Raw genomic sequence first — 19896 nt, forward strand, 5'->3', positions numbered from 1 at the left:
CTTACCCCAGCGCCTTGTCCCTCGCGGAGTCAGCACCAGCACCAACCACGACACCGGGCCGCAGGTCGAGGCGCCGCAGCAGCTGCGCGTTCAGCGCCACGATGACGGTCGACAGCGACATGAGGAGAGCGCCGACGGCCATGGGCATCACGAACCCGATCGGCGCCAGCACGCCGGCCGCGAGCGGCACAGACACGAGGTTGTAACCGGCCGCCCACCAGAGGTTCTGCTTCATCTTGCGGTAGCTCGCCCGCGACAGCTCGATCACCGAGAGCACCGACCGCGGGTCGTCGCTGGCCAGGATGACGCCCGCCGAGGCGATCGCCACATCGGTCCCCGCTCCGATCGCGAGCCCGACGTCGGCCTGCGCCAGCGCGGGTGCGTCGTTGACGCCGTCGCCGACCATCGCGACCCTGTGGCCTTCGCTTTGCAGCTGCGCCACCCGCGCAGACTTCTCGGAGGGCCGGACGCCCGCGAACACGCGGTCGATACCGAGGGCATCCGCCACGGCCGTTGCCACCGGCTTCGCATCCCCGGTGATCATCACGACCTGAATGCCTCGAGCGTGCAGCGCGTCCACCGCCTCACGCGATTCGGGGCGCACCTCGTCGGCCAGGCTCAGCGCACCGACGACGACCCCGTCGACCACGACGTGCAGCACGGTGGCGCCGTCCCACTCAGAGGTCCCGGGCAGGCGGGCCAGCCCGTGCCGCTCCAGCAGGTACGGACCGCCCACCGAGACGGATGCCCCACCCACCGTCGCCGAGACGCCCTCGGCCGGCGACGAGCGGAAGTCGGTCGCGGGCGCCAGCTCGAGGTGCGACGCCGCACGGACGATGGCCCGGGCGAGCGGATGCTCGCTGTCGGACTCCGCTGACGCCGCCGCCGCGAGCACCCGATCCGTGGTCCACGATCCGGCGGGCAGAACCTCCGAGACGACGGGCTCGCCACGGGTGAGCGTTCCGGTCTTGTCGAACAGCACGGTGTCGACGGTGCGCATGCTCTCGAGCGCGAGCCGGTCCTTCACCAGGACGCCCGCACGGGCGGCGCGTTCGGTGGCGATCGAGACGACGAGAGGGATGGCGAGGCCGAGGGCGTGCGGGCAGGCGATCACGAGAACGGTGATCGTCCTGATGACGGCTTCGTCCGGCATCCCGAGCATCGTCCAGACGACCGCAGTGATCGCCCCAGCCCCGAGCGCGAACCAGAACAGCCACCCGGCGGCCGTGTCTGCGAGCCGTTGCGCCCGCGACGTCGAATTCTGCGCCTCGGCGACGAGGCGACGGATGCCGGCGAGCGCCGTTCCCTCCCCCACAGCGGTGACCCGGAGGCGGATGCCGCTGTCGGTCGCAACGGTGCCCGCGACGACGGGGTCGCCCGGACTCCGCCGAACGGGCATCGACTCGCCCGTGATCATCGACTCGTCGACATCGGCGCTGCCCTCGGTGATCCGCCCGTCGGCCGGCACCCGCCCGCCCGGCCGCACCACGACGACGTCGTCGATGACGAGGTCGGCCGGCGAGACCGTCTCGAGCAGGTCGCCCTGGACGCGCTCCGCCTCATCCGGGATGAGCGCCGCGAGCGAATCGAGCGCCGATGACGTCTGGGCGAGTGACCGCATCTCGATCCAGTGGCCGAGCAGCATGATCACGATGAGGAGGGCGAGCTCCCACCAGAAGTCGAGTTCATGATCGAGGATGCCGCTGGTCGCTCCCCACGACGCCACGAACGCCACCGTGATGGCCAGCCCGATGAGCAGCATCATTCCGGGTTTGCGTGCCCGGAGTTCGTCTACGGCGCCGACGAGGAACGGACGACCGCCCCACACGTACAGGACGGTGCCGAGCAGGGGCGAGACCCACGCGACCCAGGCGGCGTCCGGCAGTGAGTAGCCGAAGATCATCGCGAACATCGGGCTGAACACGACGACCGGCACGGCGAGGACCAGCATGATCCAGAACAGGCGGCGGAACTGGCCGACATGATCGCCGTGACCCGCATGGCCCCCGTGGCCGCCATGACCCGCGTGGCCCTCATGACCCGCGTGGCCGCCGTGCCCCGCCTCTGCTCCGATGTGTTCCTCGTGTGCGCTGTGCTCGAGAGGTGTGTGCTCGTGGGCAGCCTCAGGGCTGTGCGCCGTGTGTTCGGTCTTCATGGCTGTCACAATATACCCCCCAGGGGTATACTGCAAGTGGTGAACGATACCCCCGCAGGGTATATTGGACGCATTGCCACCGAGGAGGATCCCATGCACGGCTACGTCGACAACAAGGCTGACCTGACGAAGAGGCTGCGTCGCGCCGAAGGCCAGGTGCGCGGCATCCAGCGCATGGTCGACGACGATGTCTACTGCATCGACATCCTCACCCAGGTCTCTGCTGTCACGAAGGCGCTCGAGACCGTGGCGCTTCAACTGCTCGAGGACCACCTCAGCCACTGCGTCGCCGAGGCCACCCGCGAGGGTGGACCGGTGGCAGACGAGAAGCTGCGCGAGGCATCCGCTGCCATCGCCAGGCTCGTCCGTTCCTGATTTCCGAACCCGATCGCATCCCGACATCCCAGGAGAACTTCATGACCGCAGCACCCCTCAACGACCTCGGCCTGACTGCACGCACCGACCTGGGCCTCACTGATGTGAACGCCGGCGGGTGTGGCTGCGGCCACGGCGGCGGTGGCTGCGCATGCGGTGGACACGGTGGCGGTCACGGCGCTCATGCCGTGTCGGCGCCGGGCTCAGTCGTGACCGAGCTGTCAGTCGCCGGCATGACCTGCGGGCACTGCGTCTCGGCCGTCACCGAAGAACTCGCCGGGATCTACGGCGTGAACGGCGTCGATGTGACACTCGACCCCAACGGTGTCTCCTCCGTCGTCGTCACCAGCGACGCCCCGCTCGACCGGGCACACGTCGCTGCGGCGATCGAGGAGGCCGGCTACTCGCTCGTCACCTCGCCCTAGGGCCACCGCCACCCCCGCGACCGCGGTCCGGCACACCTCTACCCGCTCGCGAGCATGTTCTCCATGAGCGCGATCTCACGAGTCTGACTCTCCAGAATGTTCTCCGCGAGTTCGCGCACATCCGCGTTCTCACCCGTGGAGAGCACGTCCTCCGCCATCTCGATGGCGTCCTCGTGGTGCGGGATCATCAACTCGAGGTAGACCACCGCCGCGCTCGGCCCGTCAGCGTCCTCCAGAGTGCCCATGTCATCGTCTGACATCATTCCCCCGCCATGGCCTCTCCCGCCCCCCATGTTCATACCCCACTCCGAGAGCCACGCATCCATCTGCTCGATCTCCGGCGTCTGGGCTGCCTTGATGTCTTCAGCGAGCGTTCTCACCTCGGCGTCGACGCCGGACTTTTCGAGGAGGATGTCGCTCATCTCCACGGCCTGTTCATGGTGAGGGATCATCATCGCGACGAACATCACGTCGCTCTGGTTGACGTCAGCAGGGCGCTGGGCCGATGACCCCATGCCCCCACCGGTCGGAAAGTTGATCGTGCAAGCACTGAGTACGGCCACAGCCACCAGAGCGGCGATCCCCAGAAGCACGCGCGTAATTCTGCCGACCACTCGTGTCCACTGACGTGATGCGGAATGGTCATTGTGCAGCATGAATGGTCACCTCCAGAACGGCGAGGAACGGTCCCGGCCGGTCGAATGTCTATACCCCCCTAGGGTACTCCTGCTCCGCGAGCGGGCTCCCAGCGACCACGAAGTCCGTGGCCACCGCCGCCCCCGCGAGATGGCAGTTTCGCACCCAAGACCGCGCTCGCGGATGATCTTGGGTGCGCAACTGCACTCTCAGCGAACGGATGCCCGTGGCTGCGGCAATGACGCTCGCGGCCTGTAGCGTGGGGATCACCATGACCAATCCACTCGTAGTCACCGCCCATTTCGTTCCAGCCGACGGCCAGTTCGACGCCGTGCACGAGGCGCTCCTGCCCGCCATCGCCGCCGTCCACGAGGAGCCGGGGTGCATCATCTACGCGATCCACCGCACTCCCGAGAACACCATCATGATGATCGAGAAGTGGGAATCCGCCGAGCTGCTCGACGCCCACGGCGGCGGCCAGGCGGTCGCGGCCCTCACCGCCGCTCTCGAGGGCAAGCTCGCCGCACCGGTCGAGGTCACCCGCCTCGAACCGTTGCCCGCCGGCACCGAGATGCAGGGGTCGCTCTAGCCGACGGCTGCCTCCGGATCGCGGAATGACAGTTGCGCCCTCATAATCGCGATTTGCGCCGATAGTGAGTGCGCAACTGTCATCTCGTGGGGCGGGCAGCATGCCCGCGCGGCTACGGCGCCGTGAAGTTCAGCGCCAGCTCGATCAACAGCCGCGTGCCGAAACCCGTCGCCCCCTTCGAACGCCAGAAGTCGTCCTTCTCGGACTGCATCGTCCCGGCGATGTCGAGGTGCGCCCAGGGCACGTCGGCCACGAAGTCCGCGAGGAACAGTGCCGCGATCGTCGCACCGGCCCACTTGCCGCCCATGTTCGACATGTCGGCGACGTCTGAATCGAGCTGTTCCCGGTAGCGCCGCTCGAGCGGAAGCTCCCAGACCGACTCGTCCGTGACGTCCGCCGCCGCCTGGACCTGCCCGATCAGGCCGTCATCGGTGCTGAACGTCGCCGCCGTGAGGTGACCGAGCGACGCGAGCGCCGCACCCGTGAGCGTCGCGATGTCGACGATGGCGTCAGGAGATTCCTCCGTCGCCAGCACCAGGGCGTCAGCCATCACCAGCCGGCCCTCGGCATCCGTGTTCTTCACCTCGACGGTCGTGCCGCCCCGGATCGTCAGCACGTCACCGAGTTTCGTCGCCGAGCCCGACGGCATGTTGTCTGTGCACATCAGATACGCGGTCACGGCCGTGGTGCAGCCGAGGTCGGAGAGCGCCGTCATCGCCCCGAACACCGCGGCCGCCCCTGCCATGTCCATCTTCATGGCGAGGTGCATCGGGTCGGACGGCTTCAGCGAGATTCCGCCCGAGTCGTAGGTGATGCCCTTTCCGACGAAGGCGAGGTGACCGGATGCGTCCTCCGGCCGGTAACGCAGGACGATCATCCGCGGCTCCTCGGTGCTGCCCGCATTCACGCCGAGCAGCCCGCCGCAGCCGAGTTCGATCAGCTTCTGCTTGTCGGCCACCTCGACCTCGAGGCCCCGCTGCGGCCCGAGTTCGAGAGCGAAATCGGCGAAGTCGGTGGCGGTGAGGTAGCCGGCGGGAGTGTTGGCGAGGTCGCGGGCCAGGTTCGTGGCCCGAGCCAGCCGTTCGCCGTGCCGCACCCCGGCGGACACGTCGGTGGCGTCGTCGTTCACGATGATGTCGAACGATTCGAGCCTGGCATCCTTCGCCGTGGCTTTGAGCTCCGTGTACCGGTACCGGGCGAGCAGAACACCCTCGGCGAGCGCCCGGCCGACAGCCATCGGCTCCAGTGTGAACTCGCTGCCCAGCGTGAGGGCGAGTCGCGAGTGCCGCGTGGTGGCGCGGGCGAACGACGCTGCCACGTTTCGCAGCACTGCGGCGTTCTGCTCGACGGTCGGCCCCGCGCCGACCGCGACGACGACGGGGCCGTCCGGTTGCGGCAGCAGCAGCACCTGGCCGACCTTGCCCTCGAAGCCGGAGCGTTCGAGAACCGCGCGGTCGACGCCGAGCGCGTCGGGGACCGCCCCCTCCGTCCCCACCGCGTAGCCGCAGGCATCCACTCCGACCGGGGGGTCGGTGTGCACGACGATGCCGACGGCAACGTCAGGCGAGAGCGACGGCCCCGGGGTGAACGTGGCGGGAATGAGTTTGTTCGGGCTGCGAGTCATCAGCGTGTCCTTTGTGTGTGTGGGTGGATGTCAGAACTGCCAGATCAGGGGAACGAGGAAGGTGGCGACGAGCACGAAGAGGGCGACGAGCGGAAGCCCGAGCTTCCAGTAGTCACCGAAACGGTAGGCGCCTGGCCCCATCACCATGGTGTTCGCCGGAGTCGCCACCGGGGTGAGGAAGGATGCCGCGGCCGCGACGGCGACGCCCATCAGCAGCGGGAGCGGCGAGATGCCGGTCTCCGCGGCGATGGCTACGGCGATCGGCGCCACGATGAGCGCTGTCGCCATGTTGCTGATCAGCTGCCCGAGCACAACGGTGACGATGGCGATCCCGAACAGCAGGAGGTACGGGCTCGATGCCCCGACGGCTTCGACGAGGCTGTCGGCGATGAGGTCGGCGGCGCCACTGACCTCGATCGCGGTCGAGAGCGGGATCATCCCGCCGACGAGGATGAGCGTCGTCCACGAGATCGACCGGTGCGCCTGGTAGACGGTCACCACGCGGAGCAGCACCATGGCGGATGCCGCCACGAGGGCCGCGATCGCGGGCGGGACGAACCCGGTGGCAAGGAGGACCACCATCCCGGCGAGCACCACAAGCGCGATCTTCGCCCGCGGACCCATCGGTACGGCTTGACGTCGGATCTGCTGCGGCGCATCGACGACGGCGACGGCAGGGTCTGCGGTGTGTTCGTCGAGGGCGTCCCAGGTTCCGCGCACGAGCAGGATGTCGCCGGGGGCCAGGTGGGTGCGGCCGACGTCCTCCCCCGAGCGATGGACGGCGACGACGACGAGTTCGCCGCTGTCGGTGACCATCCCAGGAAAGACCAGTTCGCCGACGAGGGCCGAGCGGGGCAACACGATGACCTCGGTCAGTCCGGCGTCCCGGGTGAGGCGCGCGTCGGCATCCGTCAGCGAATACTGCGCGGCGATGGTCTCGGCGTGGGCACTGAGGTCGCGGGGTCCGGCGACGGCCTCACGTCGTGGCAGCAGGAACGGGCCGAGGAACACGGTGATCAGGATGGTTCCGACGACCAGCGGGAGCCCCGCGAAGCCGAATTCGAAGAACCCGAACGGGCGTTCCCCTGCGTCGACTGCCACTTCGGAGACGAGCAGGTTGACGGGGGTGCCTGTGAGCACGAGGAGCGAGCCGGCGTGGGCGCCGAATGCGAGCGGCATGAGCATCTGCGACGGGGGCTGCTTGATCCGGATGGCGAGAACGACGACCATCGGGATGAGCGCTGCGACCGCGCCGTTGACGCTGATGAGTGCCGTCACGACCGCGACGAGCGTCATGACGAGGGTGACGATCGTGCGGCGCTCCGTTCCGGCGCGGTCGATCAGCTGCTGCCCCGCCCACGTCGTCACACCGGTGGCGTCGAGTCCTTCGCTGACGACGAAGAGGGCCGCGATGAAGACGATCACCGGGTCGCCGAATCCGGCGAGGGTCTGCTGCAGGGTGAGCACTCCTGTCGCGTACAGCGACAGGGCCACGGCGATGGCGACGATGCCGACGGGGATGCGATTCCAGACGAACAGGACGACGGCAAGCGCAAGCACGACCAGCGTGATCGCTATGGGGTCCACGGTGCCTCCCTGCGCCCGGTCTCACTGCCCGCCGCTCAGTCCTCCGGCGGGACGGGAACGGGCTTGCCGCTGGACAGGACCTCGGGGATGTCGCCCGGGCGGAAGTTGGGCATCCGCCCGGCCGGCACGATCGCGAGGAGGGCGATGCCTGCGAGGCTGAGCAGCGAGATCTTCAGCGCCTGCAGGCGCGCCTCCTCGTTGATGCGCACCGCCTCGGCGATCTGATCATCGGTGGCGTCGGTCTCGGCCAGGACGTCGTCGAGCTGTTCGTTCGTGATGAAGTTCACGTTGTCGAGGTTCACCTGCGACGTCAACGCGTCGTCGATCGTCTCGTTGCCGACCAGGCTCGTGGCGACGAGGGTGCTGAGCACCCCGACCGCGAAGACGCTGGCCACGGCGATGCCGACGCTGCCCGAGATGTTGTGCACGAGCCCGCGCCATGCGCCGACGTCGCCGGCGAGTTCCTTGGGAGAGGCGGCGAGCAGGGTATTGAAGACGAGGGCGACGATGGCCCCCTGGCCGAGTCCGAGGGTGATCAGGCCGATCACCACGAATGCCTGCTGCCACTCGTTGCGGATCGTGAAGGCGAGGAGGATGAGGCCGAGCGCGACGACGACGAACCCGACCCGGGCGATCTGCCTCGGCGGGAACCTCTTGTACAGGGTGGCGACAACCGTCGAGGCAACGAAGATCGACAGGGTGTACGGGATGACCGAGAACGAGGTCTCGAGGCTCGACCGGCCCTGCACGATCTGGATGTACAGCGGGATGAGGAAGTTGGCGGCGGTGCCGACGAACAGCATCGCGGCCATGCACGCGGTGGTCGCTCGCTCCGAGCCGCTGCGCAGCACGTCGAGGTCGAAGATCTGCGGCCGGCTCGTCGCTTTGCGTTTGCGGGTCCAGCTGAAGAAGATCTGACCCACGATGAGACCGAGCAGGATGAGCACCGGCGCCGGCGACAGGCCGAGGATGTCGAACGGGGCACCGGGCTGGGTCAGCACCACGCCCCACGAGTTGAGGCCGCTGAAACCGAAGCTGAGCAGGATGACGCTGACCGCGGCGAGCATCGCACCTGTCCAGTCGATCTGCACTCCCGGCTGGGCGGGGACCTTCTTGAGCCGGAAGCTGAGGAGCAGGTTGAGCACGCCCAGGGCAGCGACGAGGGCGAAGGAGTACCGCCATCCGATCGTCGACGCGAAGGTTCCGGCGATGAGCAGGGCGAGAACGCCGGCGGCGGGGATGGCCGCGGCGAGGAATCCGATTGCGCGCGCCTGCGCCTGGCCGTGGAAGTTCGTGGCGATGAAGACGACGAGCGCGGGCGCGATGAGGGCGATGACGGCTCCGGATGCCGCCTGGGCGACGAACAGCATCGCCGGGCTGACGCTCAGCGCGACGGCGGCCATGGCGAGGCCGTGGATCGCGACGGCGATCTGGAACACGCCGCGCGACCCGAACTTCGCGCCGAGCTTCGCGCCGAGAAGGATGAAGGCGGCCATCGCGAAGGTTCCTGCGGTGATCGCGGTCCCGACGCTCGTGGCCGGGGTGTCGAGGTCGGTGGTGATGCCCTGCATCGACACCGTCAGGGCGTTCACGGCGAATGACGCCTGGATCTGGGTCAGGACGACCACGATGAGCGGCAGCCAGGATGTCGCAGGCGCAGCCGGTGTCTTTTTCTGTGTTGTGGATGCTGTGGTCATGTGCCTGTGCTCCCTCACATCTGCCCGGTGGGTGCGGGCCGTTCCGGCTGATCGGCGGTGGTCATCCGTCAGTTCTGCTCAGATTAAGAGCGCCAGGCGGGCCGGGCAGGAGTCCGGCGCGGGATTGCCCTTCGTCAGGCGCGCGTTCGACCGTTACGGAAGAAGTCGTTGCCGTGAGCCACGAAGATCACTAGTGTGCGGAGCATCCCTTCGCCATCCCCTGCCCCGGGGATAGGGATGCTGAAAGGCCAGGCATGTGGGAACCCCTGTCGACTGAAGCACTGCGCCACATCCTCACGCAGGTTGGCGAATCATCCCTGCCCGACGAGCTGATCGAGCACATAGCCAGCGGCTTCTCGATTCCCCGTGGCGTCGTCTTCCACTTCTCCGCGCGCAGGCGAGACCTCGGCGCGACGAGTGTGATGCTCAGCACACAGTCGGCATTCCGGGTCCGCGGTCGCGAGGTCATCGACACCGACGGCTCGCTCTACGTCGGCTTTCTCCTCAACAACAGCGCCAGGATCGGACTCGCCGGCGGCCCCGGAACGGTGATGCGCCCCGGCGGCGTCTTCGCGGTGAGCAACTGGCATGCCTTCGATCTCGAGAGCACCGAGTCGACGAGGGGCCTGACGATCCGGTTCGCGGAGAGCCGGATCCACGAGCGCGGGGTGCGAACCCGCCACGACCGATTCAAGCTGGCGTCGCAGACGACGCTCGGCGCCCCGCTGCGATCGTTCGCTGCGGCGCTCGTCGATCCGGCGTGGCATCCGGGCGCCGTGAGCGAGACGATTGCCGAGCGGACCCTCGAGGACCTCGTCGTCGGCATGTTCCTCGAGACGGAGGGCTACGCGATGGACGGGGAGGAGTTCCGGTCTGGGCTCCGCGGTCGTGCCGTCAACCTCGTCGCCGCCATGCACCGTCAGCGGGAACTCAATCCGTCGTCGGTGGCGCAGGGCCTCGGGGTGTCGCTGCGCAACCTGCAGCGCGCGTTCGAGGAGGCAGGGACGACGCTGGCTGAGGAGATCGGCAGGCAGAGGGCGCAGACCGCGGCCATGCTGCTGGCCGGCCCGGGGACGCGTGGGCTCCCGATCTCAGAGATCGCCGCGCTGTCGGGGTTCAGCTCGCCGTTCGCGCTCCGCGCCGGTTTCAAGGCCCAGTACGGGATGCTGCCGTCTGCGTATCGTGCGACGCCGGAGACGCTGTACGCGTAGACCGCACCCCAGCTCGCACGAGATTGCAGTCACGCACCCATAACCACCCTTTCGGGCGATCATGAGTGCGTAACTGCAATCTCGATGCGTTCGAGCGCTAGACCAGCTGCTGCCTGTCGCGGTGCCGCTTCACCAGTGCTGCGCCGGAGATCAGCAGCAGCGCGGCGAGCGCCGCATACGGAACGATCGTGCCACCGGTCGACGCGAGGCCACCAGGCCCGGCAGCACCGGCACCGGCACCAGCACCATCGGACGGTTCAGGCGACGGAACCGGGACGGCCGCCGGGTCCTCGGTGACGAGGATGGATGCCGTGAGTTCCGTTCCCGTCTGGGCGCCGGTCAGGGTCACGGTGTGCTCACCGATCTCCGAAGGGGCCTCGACGGTGAAGGTCGCAGTTCCACCGAGAAGGTCCCGCTGACCCAGGTCGACCGGGTCGGACTCGAGCAGACCGGCGACCTGCCAGTCGGCATCCAGACCGGACACCGTGACCGTGACGTCGTCACCGGGAACCGCCTCGGGCTTGTCCACAGAAACCGTGGCATCCGCACTGAGCGCCGCGAGGTTGCGGTTCAGCGTCAGCGCGTTCGCCGAGGTGAAGAACAGGTCGGTCTGGTCGGTGAGTCCGACGACGTTGGCCGCACCTGGGCCGTAGCCGGCGATGCGCACCTGCGAACCGGTGTGCTGCTGCGAGCCGCCGGCTTCAGCGGTGCCGTAGCCGACGATCATCGACTGTCCTTCCTCGGTGACCAGGTGTGCACTGAGTCCGGGAGGAGTCGAGCCGAGGATCTGGCTCGTGTGGGCGTGGTCCGCGGTGACGACGACGAGCGTGTCACCGTCTGCCTTGGCGAACTCGAGGGCGACCTGGACGGCCTCGTCGAGGTCGACGGTCTCACCGATCTGGCCACAGGCATCCGCAGCGTGGTCACGCTTGTCGATGCTCGCACCTTCGACCTGCAGGAAGAATCCCTGGTCGTCGGATGCCAGCAGGTCGATGGCCTTGCTGGTCAGCGAACCGAGGGAGAGCCCGGTGCCGAGTCGCTCGGGGTTCTCGGTGCAGCTGACGGCCGGCAGGTCGCCGCCACCGACGGTTGCCTCAGGACCGACCCAGCGGGTCGGGAAGTTGCCCGGGGTGAAGAGTCCGAGGAGTGGCTTCGAGTCATCCGCCGTCGTAACCGCTTCGAGCTCGGCAGCGGAGTCGACGAGCGCGTAGCCGCGGTCTTCCGCCTGCTCGAAGAGGGTCTCGCCCTCCCACGGTCCGGCGGCGGCCTTCTCGGTGAAGGACTTCGAGCCGCCACCGAGGGTGACGTCGGGGCGCACGTTGAGCAGCTGCTCCGAGATCGAGCCGAGGCCGCCGTTCTCGAGGGCTGCCTCCGGGCAGGTCTTCGTCGTCGCGGTCGGGCCGTAGCAGGAGCGCGCGGACACGTGCGCGATCTCCGCACCGGGAGTGGCATCCTGAATCTCAGCCGTCGACACGTTGCCGGTCTTCAGGCCGTTCGCCTTCGCCAGTTCGAGCAGCGTCGCCTGCGGGGTGCCGTTGATGTCGACGGACAGCGCACCGTTGTTGGTCTTCGTGCCTGTCGACCAGCCGCTCGCCGTCGACGCCGACTCGGAGGCGTAGTTCGGGGTGCCGTCCTTGTTGAGCGCCCAGGTCGTGTACTGACCGGTCAGCGGGAGGGCATCGATGCCCGCGAGCGTGCCAGCTGCGCCTTCGGCGTAGTTGCGGGCGACCGTGATCTCGCTGTCACCCATGCCGTCGCCGATGAGCACGATCACGTTCTTCGCAGCGCCGTCGACGATCGAGTCGCGAAGCGCCTGGGTCTGGTCCGAGTCGTTGCGGGCGGCGCCCCCGTTGTCATCGACCGCTGCGGATGCCGCGAGCGGCGTCGCGATGCTGAGACCGACGAGGAGGGCCGCTGAGGCCACCGACGTCACGATGCGCCGACGGCGCACGAGTTCAAATACAGGCATGCTGAGTTCATTCCCCTGGATGATGTGCCGCCGAACTGGCGGACGGTTCACAGCCAACCGAGCGCAGGGAACATCCGGGTGAACCGGTGGGGAACGGCGGGTGGCTGTCCCCGAAAAGGGGCACGCGCTGCCCGGGCACACGAGGGTGCAGTTACGCACCCATAGACATGGATTCGGGCGATCTTGAGTTCACAACTGCCATCTCGCGTGGAGACAGGAGGAACTACCCCCGGAGCTGCGGCGACGCTCTCACGTTCGAGTGCTCAGCGACCCCACGCACGATCTCATCGAGCGCGACCGATGACGGCACACGTGGCTTCCAGCCGAGCTCGTCGCGAGCCCGAGACGTCGACATCACCGGCACCGTCGCCGCGATATCGATCCAGCCTGGGTCGGACTTCTGCAACCGCAGCTTCCAGGTGGCCCACATCAGGGCGCGAATCACGCGGAGACGAGCAGGGACCCAGCGCGAGCCGAGAACGGATGCCACGAGCAGCGGATCGACGACCGGCTCGGCAGCGATGTTGAACGCCCCAGCCGCACTCCGGTCGACCGCGCGCCAGAAGGCATCCGCCACGTCGTCGGCGTGCACGACCTGCGAGATGGCCTGGCGGGGCATCGGCAGCACGGGCGGCCGAACCCATTTCAGCCAGCCCATCGGCACGATCTTGCCGACGAACAGGCCGGCGATCTCGCTCGCCGCCCGGCGCTGGAACACCAGTCCAGGCCGCAGCCGGCTGACGATGATGGTCGGGAACTGTTCCTCGAACCGGTCGAGCGCCCGCTCGTTGACGGCCTTGTGCCGACTGTAATGCGATGAAGGGATGCCGCCGGTCGGCCAGTGCTCGTCGACCCGGGTCGTCTTAGGCCCGGGGCTGTATGCCGCGACTGATGACGCGTAGGAGAGCTGCGGTACCCGCGCAGCAGCGACGGCGGCGAGGACGTTCTTCGTCCCGATGACGTTCGTCCGCCAGAGGGCCGCCTCATTGTGATTCGGCTGGAGCTGCCAGGCCAGGTGCACGACGGCGTCCGCACCGGCGAAGATCCTCGCCAGCCGTCGTGGCGCGGACGGCGACCCGATGTCGAGGGCGTGCCAGGAGACACCGCTGTACGGCGCGACCGTCAGATCCGGTTCCCGACGGCTGATACCGACGATGTCGGTGGCGGTCGGTTCCTCGTGCAGCCGACGCAGCAACGCTGTACCCAGGTTGCCGGTGGCTCCGACGATCACGATGCGCATAGTTCTCCTCAGTCGACGTGCCCTGCGAAATCGTCCCAGTGGCTCTGGAAGATCGATCGGTCTTCGCCGCTCAGCCCGGTTGCCTCAGTGGAGCGCGGGCCGGTTCCTCCCTGAGCGTCATCCTTCTCATCGCCGGTGCCAGAGTCTGAATCCGCAGAGGCGTCGGAGGCCGGAACGTCTTCCTCCGGCTCGAACGTCGACGGCTCGCCGGTGTACCCAGCGGCGACACCGGTGTCGCTGTCTGGGATGCTTGAATCAGCGGGCGGAGTGGCCTCAGCGCCAGGCTGCCCTGAGTCACGTTTTTCGGTTTTGTCGGACATGTGAGTTCCCTAGATCGTGTTCAATGGCGCCCCACCGCGCCGTGCAGCGACGACGATTCGGGCGCACATCACAACACTTGGTTCGCCCACACTACAGACCGGCCCGGTGCAAAATCAGGGGCTTGTGAAAATCTGAACGAGGTCGTCAAATGCGACCGCGGAAGCGCGAACACCGGCCGTCGAATCACAGGATCCAATACTGAAACGGATGCCCCGCTCCCCCCACCCAGCGTTAGCATAGGAAGAAGGAACACCCGTTCCCGAAGGGGCCAACAGGGAGGTTGCTGTGTCTGACGCATTCGCCGCAGCAATGGACCGCCTGACGCGGCCCGAACGAGATCCAGCCGAACTGGCGGGGCCGATCGCCGACGCGCTCCCCGTGACCGGAGCAGCGATCTCGACGATGGGCGATTTCCTCGGCAACGAGACCGTTTCCGCCACCGATACGCAGGCCGCGAGAATTGACGAGCTGCAGTTCGACCTCGGAGAAGGACCGTGCTGGGATGCCATGGCGACAGCTCGCCCCGTGTTCGAGCCAAATGTGAGGACGCACCCTGCCGGCGTCTGGCCTGCCTTTTCTGAGGCGATTCGCAAAGACGAGGTCGGCGCCATCTTCGCCTTCCCACTGTTCGTCGGTCCGCTGCGACTCGGGGCGCTCGATCTGTACTCGACGCGACCATTGACCCTCAGCGATATCCATGCGCAACAGACTGCGGCCTTCGCGGCGGTGGTCAGCCGTCTCGTTCTTCACCGCGCCCTCTCCCGGGTGGGACGCGACGAGACCCCCGAAGCCGACCTGCAGTTCTCACGCCGAACCATCCATCAGGCGACAGGCATGGTGCTTGCCCAGCTGAACCTTCCCCCCGACGAGGCCCGCCTCGTCATCCAGGCCCACGCCTTTGCTGTGGGCCGCTCAATGCAGGAAATCGCAGAAGACATAGTAGAACGACGCTTGAACTTCTCGGTGAGCGACGACGGAATCGAGGAGTCCAAATGACTGAGATGACACGGGAAGGACAGCTCGTGGATGCCTTCGCGACGCTGGCCGACACCCTGGTTGCCGACTACGACGCCGTGGACCTTCTGCAGACCCTGGTTGAAAATTGCCGCGACCTGCTCGACGTCACTGCGGCGGGAATTCTGCTGGCCGATCCGGATGGCAACCTCGAGGTCGTCGCGTCGACCAGCGAAGCCTCCCGACTCGTTGAGGTCATGCAGCTCAGTGCGCAGGCCGGGCCGTGCGTCGACTGCTTCACATCCGGGACCACGGTCTCGGTGCCTGATATCCGCGAGAGCCCTGAGAAGTGGAGTCGATTCCGCGACAGTGCTGCCGAGCAGGGCTTCGAGTCGGTTTTCGCCCTTCCGCTGCGGTTGCGGGACAACACGATCGGCGCCCTGAACCTGCTCCGCGCCGAAACCGGGGAGCTCAACGAACGCGACGTGCGCGCCGCGCAGGCGCTGGCGGATGTCGCAACGATCGGCATCCTGCACGCGCGCAGTCTGAGCGAAAGTGATGCCGTGCGCGACCAGCTCCAGCGTGCACTGAACTCGCGGATCGTCATCGAGCAAGCCAAGGGCGTGATGTCCCAGACAAACGACATCACAACAGACGAGGCGTTCAACCTGATGCGCCAGTACGCACGCAACAATGGAATATTGCTGTCCAATGTCGCGGAAAACCTTGTTTCGCGAGCACTGACAATCGAACCCTGACCCCCTACTCAACGGGCCCATCGGGGTGTAGCGTCAGATCATGATCCGACACCGGACCAGTTAGAACTGTCCCCCAGACCCCGGGATGATCCTCGCAACGTCGAGGCTTGAACCTAAGGGGACACCGCCATGGAACGCATCCACTACGCGGGCAGTTCATTTCTCACGGGCGACCTGATCGCTCGCGCACTGATCGACTACGCGCATTTCCTCACCGCTCACCACACCTCTGCAGCGGTCGACATACCGGTTCGCCGGTCGGACGGATCGACCGCGCGAGCCAATTTCCTGTTGGTTCCGACGAGCCAGATCGTGTCCGAATCCGAGTCGAGCGATTACGGCGAGATTTTCGACGACGAGTTGGTACTTCTCCTCCGCCAACGCGCGGTCGGCAGGCAGCACACGCTCACCAGGCCGGTGATGTCGGATGCCTCGTTCGACGCCTTCACCTACAGCGATCTCGTCGAGATGGCCTGATCGCCCCACTGACCATCGCTGGCCCGAGAGTTTCCACTTCGGCGGCCGCCCCGCCTGCCGATGTGGCCGGGCCAGCGATGTTGAACCCTTCGCTCCCCCAACCCGCTCGCCTCGGCCGGTTGGGGTTGAGCGGAGCCCTCTCCGCTGATCGATCGAGGGCTCGCTGGCTGGAGCGAAGCGAATCAGAGGACCCTGCGCACTCGATCGTCGGCCACTGCCCCGCACACTCAGCCCGGCGTGAAACAATGACGGAGTGACCGACCGCCACCCCGAACTCGACGGCTATGAGCCGAGTGACGGAAGACCCCTGCCCTCACGACGGATGCTCCGCCCCGCCCGTTTCCTTGTGGTCCTCGGGCTCATCGGACTGGTGCTGCCAGGCATCCTCGTGACAACGTCGACCGCGACGCGCACCGCAGACCGGAGTTGCAGCATCGTCGTGGCCCGCGATGCGCCGTTCGCCATGGGCTTCGATGCCCGGTTCGAACTCGTCGGCCCTGAGGGCCCGGCCTGGTACTGCTATGCCCAGGTCCGTGACGACGACGACCTCCTCGTCGCCTCACTCGGCCTGATCCCCGGTCCCCCTCCCGCCCCGGAGCCGGGACTCGTCAACACATAGGGCCGTTCACCGCTCCTCGGGTCTACACTTTTCCCACACGGTCATCGCGGATCATCCGTTTTCCCATTTGCATCGGAGACCGCATGACGATCACCACCCGACTCCGTCGGTTCACGACCACGGCAGCGATCCTCTATGCGGTGGCGCTCATGCTGATCGCGTTCTGGCCGACGCCGGTCGACAAACCCGCATCCGGGTTCCTCGGCCGCCTCATCGCCTGGTTCGCCCGGAACGGCTTCGGCTGGATCACCTACGACACGATCGAATCCGTCGCCAACGTGCTGCTCTTCATCCCCGCCGGCCTCTTGCTGGTCGTGCTTCTCGGGGTGCAGTGGTGGTGGCTGAGCATCCTCGGCGGCATTGCGGTGTCCGTCGCCATCGAGATGGGCCAGGACCTGTTTCTCACCGGCCGATTCGCCACGATCGACGACGTGTACGCCAACACGATCGGCACGGTGATCGGCACGCTGATCGGTGTGACCGCGCTGCTGATCGCCGGACGGGCCGACGTGAGCCGTCACCGGCGGGCACAGGCTGCGCACCGCGTGCGGATTCGCCGGGAGCCCAGCCCTCGACCCTGAGGTCGCCGCCCGCTACGTCGCGAGGTGCGTTAGACCGCGAGGGTGAGCGCGCGCCGGAACAGCGTGAGCGCGGCATCCACCGCCGGCTGCAGTTCGCGTCCGGTCTGCTCGTAGACGTCTGCGGGGCGACGATACGGGTCGATCACATCGTCATCGTCGGGTGATGCGGCCGGTCCCACCATTCCGCGCATCGCGGCGATGAGACCGACGGCCGCATTGAGTCGTGCGGTGGTGTCGCTGAGCGGCAACGCGGCGACGGGGGCGAGATCGTCGTCGGTGATCTCGGCAGTGATCCGGGCGAACTCCCGAATCGTGAACGTGCGCCTGGCGGCACGGGGTTCGAATTCGACGACGGCCCTGCGGTGCTCACGGGACATCGCGAACACCAGCTGGGCGTCGCCGACCTGCTGGGCGTTGAGTTCGCGGGCGACGTGCTTGTCGGCATCCGTCACACCGAACCGTGCGGCGAGTTCAGCCGACTGGCGGTCCATCGGGGACCCGATCATTCCGATGGTTCCTGCGCTCGAGACCCGAACGTCGGGGACGTCGGCGAGGCCTGCTCGCAGGAGTTGCTCGGCCAGCGGAGAGCGGCAGATGTTGCCGGAGCACACGGTCAGGATGGAGAAGTCAGCCAATTGTCGCTCCGCTACACGCCGTGCTCGGGTGCGGCGCGTCCCCAGTTTGCCATACCCCGAGGGGTGGTTTTCTCCTCGGTTCGGTAGTCTGGGATCGTCCTCGTCGGATTCGCCGGGGCATTTTTTCTGGGTACTAAGGGGACGTTCCGCCGATGGTCAAGACAGCTCTGGTCGCGTTCGACCTCGACGACACACTCGCGCCGTCGAAATCGCCGATGGACCCGCGGATGTCGCAGATCCTCGCTGAGCTGCTCGACGTCGTGCCGGTCTGCATCATCTCGGGCGGTCAGTTCGCGCAGTTCAAGATGCAGGCGATCGACAATCTGCCCGAGGCCGGATCGACGCACCTCGAGCGGCTGCACCTGATGCCCACCTGTGGCACGCAGTACTTCCGCTTCGAGAACGACGCGTGGGAGCAGATCTACGCCGAGAACCTCACCGAGGACCAGAAGTCCCGCGCGCTGGCGGCCGTCGAGGCCCGCGCGAAGGAGCTCGGATTCTGGGAGACGGACACCTGGGGCCCCATCCTCGAAGACCGCGGCTCGCAGATCACCTTCTCCGCCCTCGGCCAGGCTGCACCGGTGTCGGCGAAGCAGGAGTGGGACCCGACCGGTGAGAAGAAGAACACCCTGCGTGAAGCCGTCGCCGGAGACCTCCCAGACCTCGAGGTGCGTTCGGGCGGATCGACGTCTGTCGACATCACCCGCAGGGGCATCGACAAGGCATACGGCATGAAGAAGCTCGCCGAGCTCACCGGCATCCCCCTCGACGACATGCTCTTCGTCGGCGACCGCCTCGACGAGAACGGCAACGACTACCCGGTGAAGGCACTCGGTGTGCGCTGCCAGGCCGTCGAGGACTGGGAAGACACCGCCCGCTTCGTCGAAGAACTCATCCCGCAGCTCCGCGCCGCGGCATCCTGAGCCGGCTCCTTTTCGCAACGAGGGTTGTTCTCAACTTCGGAGATTCTCGGGTACACCTCTGTTTTTGGGGGCGCACGGCCCCCTTCGCGCGAAAATCTCCGTCGTTGGTGACAGTCGCCGTGCCGTTCAACCCCGGTGCGCGACCTGCTCCGCGATCGGGACGGTTCGTGGCACCACGACGTCACCGGTGTGGGCGGTGCTGACGGTCTCGATCAGAACGATCTCGACCTCCTCGTCGGCAACCGGATTGTGCCGAACCCCACGGGGCACGGTGAAGAACTCACCCGCATCGAGATGAACGTCGGGTGCACCCTCAAGCTGGATCCGTAGGTGGCCGGACACGACGAGGAACATCTCGTCCCCGTTCTCGTGTGCGTGCCACACCAGTTCGCCGAGCAATTTGGCGACCTTGATGTACTGGTCGTTGACGCTCCCGATCACTCGGGGGGTCCAGTGCTTCGTGACCTGGGCGAGTTCGGAGGCGATCACCGTCTTCTCTGCATTCATGTTCCTAGCCTCTCGTATATCCCGCCGCGGATACGAACGGATGCCACGGCCCAGATCGCCGACATGGCCCTGCAAACTTTTTTGGGGTATTTTCCGAGAGTGTGTCGATCCGTGGGTCGCTCGTTCGACGCATAGGTAGAAGGACGCAATCGCGACCTCTGACACAGGGAGAAACACCATGAAGTTCATGCTGATCATGCGCTCGACGGATGAAGCGAAGAAGGAATACGAGAAGGCCGACTTCGAGCAGATCATCAACGCGATGGGTGCATACAACGAGTCCCTCATGAAGGCGGGCGTGCTGCTCGGCGGCGACGGCCTGGCCGACGACCTCAGCGAGGCGTTCGTCGTCGACTTCGCGTCGGAGACGCCGATCGTCACCGACGGCCCCTACGGCGAGACCCACGAGCTGTTCAGCGGTTTCTGGATCCTCGAGGTGGCCAGCAAGGAAGAGGCCGTCGAGTGGGCGACCAGGTGCCCACTCGGACCAGGCTCCAAGCTCGAGGTGCGTCGCGTCACGGACATGAGCGACTTCGAGGACTTCGCCGACAACGACTACCTTAAGAAGGAAGAGGGCTGGCGCGAAGAGCAGCAGGCCAGGCAGGCGCAGTAG

General features: G+C 66.9%; 21 protein-coding genes. 11 read left to right on the forward strand and 10 right to left on the reverse strand.

All coding sequences use genetic code 11. The features are described 5' to 3' along the window. Nucleotide 1: 1 nt before the first annotated feature. Nucleotides 2-2155, reverse strand: a complete 2154-nt coding sequence (locus AC1M0F_RS08925) for a heavy metal translocating P-type ATPase (RefSeq protein WP_480237875.1) — start codon at nt 2153-2155, stop codon at nt 2-4. A 93-nt stretch (nt 2156-2248) separates the two neighbouring features. Here AC1M0F_RS08925 and AC1M0F_RS08930 point away from each other — a divergent pair, with 93 nt between their 5' ends. After that, nucleotides 2249-2530 (forward strand): metal-sensitive transcriptional regulator, encoded by a 282-nt coding sequence (locus AC1M0F_RS08930; protein ID WP_480238440.1) that lies wholly within the window; start codon nt 2249-2251, stop codon nt 2528-2530. Nucleotides 2531-2571: 41 nt separating this feature from the next. Further along, nucleotides 2572-2955, forward strand: coding sequence for a heavy-metal-associated domain-containing protein (locus tag AC1M0F_RS08935; protein WP_480237876.1), 384 nt, complete (start codon nt 2572-2574; stop codon nt 2953-2955). A gap of 38 nt (nt 2956-2993) precedes the next feature. On the opposite strand, the gene AC1M0F_RS08940 is transcribed toward AC1M0F_RS08935, so the two are convergent. Further along, on the reverse strand, nt 2994-3548 hold the full coding sequence (locus AC1M0F_RS08940) for a DUF305 domain-containing protein (protein WP_480237877.1): 555 nt from the start codon (nt 3546-3548) through the stop codon (nt 2994-2996). Nucleotides 3549-3862: 314 nt separating this feature from the next. Here AC1M0F_RS08940 and AC1M0F_RS08945 point away from each other — a divergent pair, with 314 nt between their 5' ends. Next, a complete protein-coding gene (locus AC1M0F_RS08945; protein WP_480237878.1) occupies nt 3863-4180 on the forward strand; it encodes a putative quinol monooxygenase in 318 nt (105 codons plus the stop codon). A 112-nt stretch (nt 4181-4292) separates the two neighbouring features. On the opposite strand, the gene AC1M0F_RS08950 is transcribed toward AC1M0F_RS08945, so the two are convergent. From AC1M0F_RS08950 to AC1M0F_RS08960, 3 genes are read right to left on the reverse strand one after another with little or no spacing between them, the layout of a single operon-like run. Further along, entirely contained in the window at nt 4293-5804 is a 1512-nt protein-coding gene (locus AC1M0F_RS08950) for a leucyl aminopeptidase (RefSeq protein ID WP_480237879.1), read from the reverse strand. A 30-nt stretch (nt 5805-5834) separates the two neighbouring features. After that, nucleotides 5835-7391, reverse strand: coding sequence for an SLC13 family permease (locus AC1M0F_RS08955; RefSeq protein ID WP_480237880.1), 1557 nt, complete (start codon nt 7389-7391; stop codon nt 5835-5837). A 35-nt stretch (nt 7392-7426) separates the two neighbouring features. After that, nucleotides 7427-9088, reverse strand: a complete 1662-nt coding sequence (locus tag AC1M0F_RS08960) for an MFS transporter (RefSeq protein WP_480237881.1) — start codon at nt 9086-9088, stop codon at nt 7427-7429. Between the two features lie 254 nt (nt 9089-9342). On the opposite strand from AC1M0F_RS08960, the gene AC1M0F_RS08965 reads away from it, so the two are divergent. Further along, the gene (locus tag AC1M0F_RS08965; RefSeq protein ID WP_480237882.1) at nt 9343-10299 is read left to right on the forward strand and encodes a helix-turn-helix transcriptional regulator; all 957 of its coding nucleotides are present in this window, start codon (nt 9343-9345) and stop codon (nt 10297-10299) included. 97 nt (nt 10300-10396) lie between these two features. On the opposite strand, the gene phoA is transcribed toward AC1M0F_RS08965, so the two are convergent. The 3 genes from phoA to AC1M0F_RS08980 all read right to left on the reverse strand — a co-directional run bounded on the left by phoA (nt 10397) and on the right by AC1M0F_RS08980 (nt 13828). Further along, nucleotides 10397-12268, reverse strand: a complete 1872-nt coding sequence (gene phoA / locus AC1M0F_RS08970) for an alkaline phosphatase (RefSeq protein WP_480237883.1) — start codon at nt 12266-12268, stop codon at nt 10397-10399. Between the two features lie 223 nt (nt 12269-12491). Beyond that, nucleotides 12492-13508, reverse strand: a complete 1017-nt coding sequence (locus tag AC1M0F_RS08975) for an NAD-dependent epimerase/dehydratase family protein (protein WP_480237884.1) — start codon at nt 13506-13508, stop codon at nt 12492-12494. An 8-nt stretch (nt 13509-13516) separates the two neighbouring features. After that, nucleotides 13517-13828 carry a hypothetical protein gene (locus AC1M0F_RS08980; protein WP_480237885.1) on the reverse strand — a complete coding sequence of 104 codons (312 nt, stop codon included), beginning with the start codon at nt 13826-13828 and terminating at the stop codon, nt 13517-13519. A gap of 310 nt (nt 13829-14138) precedes the next feature. Between AC1M0F_RS08980 and AC1M0F_RS08985 the strand changes: the two genes are divergently transcribed. The 5 genes from AC1M0F_RS08985 (at nt 14139) to AC1M0F_RS09005 (ending at nt 17218) form a co-directional block, all read left to right on the forward strand. Continuing rightward, nucleotides 14139-14825, forward strand: a complete 687-nt coding sequence (locus AC1M0F_RS08985; protein WP_480238441.1) for a GAF and ANTAR domain-containing protein — start codon at nt 14139-14141, stop codon at nt 14823-14825. Continuing rightward, entirely contained in the window at nt 14822-15541 is a 720-nt protein-coding gene (locus tag AC1M0F_RS08990; protein ID WP_480237886.1) for a GAF domain-containing protein, read from the forward strand. Before AC1M0F_RS08985 ends, AC1M0F_RS08990 begins: the two co-directional genes overlap by 4 nt. 129 nt (nt 15542-15670) lie before the next feature. Beyond that, entirely contained in the window at nt 15671-16018 is a 348-nt protein-coding gene (locus AC1M0F_RS08995; protein WP_480237887.1) for a hypothetical protein, read from the forward strand. 253 nt (nt 16019-16271) lie between these two features. Next, entirely contained in the window at nt 16272-16637 is a 366-nt protein-coding gene (locus AC1M0F_RS09000; protein WP_480237888.1) for a hypothetical protein, read from the forward strand. An 83-nt stretch (nt 16638-16720) separates the two neighbouring features. Continuing rightward, a complete protein-coding gene (locus tag AC1M0F_RS09005) occupies nt 16721-17218 on the forward strand; it encodes a VanZ family protein (protein WP_480237889.1) in 498 nt (165 codons plus the stop codon). A 29-nt stretch (nt 17219-17247) separates the two neighbouring features. On the opposite strand, the gene AC1M0F_RS09010 is transcribed toward AC1M0F_RS09005, so the two are convergent. Further along, nucleotides 17248-17853 carry an arsenate reductase/protein-tyrosine-phosphatase family protein gene (locus tag AC1M0F_RS09010; RefSeq protein WP_480237890.1) on the reverse strand — a complete coding sequence of 202 codons (606 nt, stop codon included), beginning with the start codon at nt 17851-17853 and terminating at the stop codon, nt 17248-17250. Nucleotides 17854-18005: 152 nt separating this feature from the next. On the opposite strand from AC1M0F_RS09010, the gene AC1M0F_RS09015 reads away from it, so the two are divergent. After that, complete coding sequence (locus AC1M0F_RS09015; RefSeq protein WP_480237891.1) at nt 18006-18776, forward strand: HAD-IIB family hydrolase; 771 nt, start codon at nt 18006-18008, stop codon at nt 18774-18776. Between the two features lie 126 nt (nt 18777-18902). Here AC1M0F_RS09015 and AC1M0F_RS09020 read toward each other — a convergent pair whose 3' ends face one another. Further along, nucleotides 18903-19283, reverse strand: a complete 381-nt coding sequence (locus AC1M0F_RS09020; protein ID WP_480237892.1) for a cupin domain-containing protein — start codon at nt 19281-19283, stop codon at nt 18903-18905. Between the two features lie 178 nt (nt 19284-19461). Here AC1M0F_RS09020 and AC1M0F_RS09025 point away from each other — a divergent pair, with 178 nt between their 5' ends. Further along, complete coding sequence (locus AC1M0F_RS09025) at nt 19462-19896, forward strand: YciI family protein (protein ID WP_480237893.1); 435 nt, start codon at nt 19462-19464, stop codon at nt 19894-19896.

The organism is Mycetocola sp. Y719 (assembly GCF_056713205.1).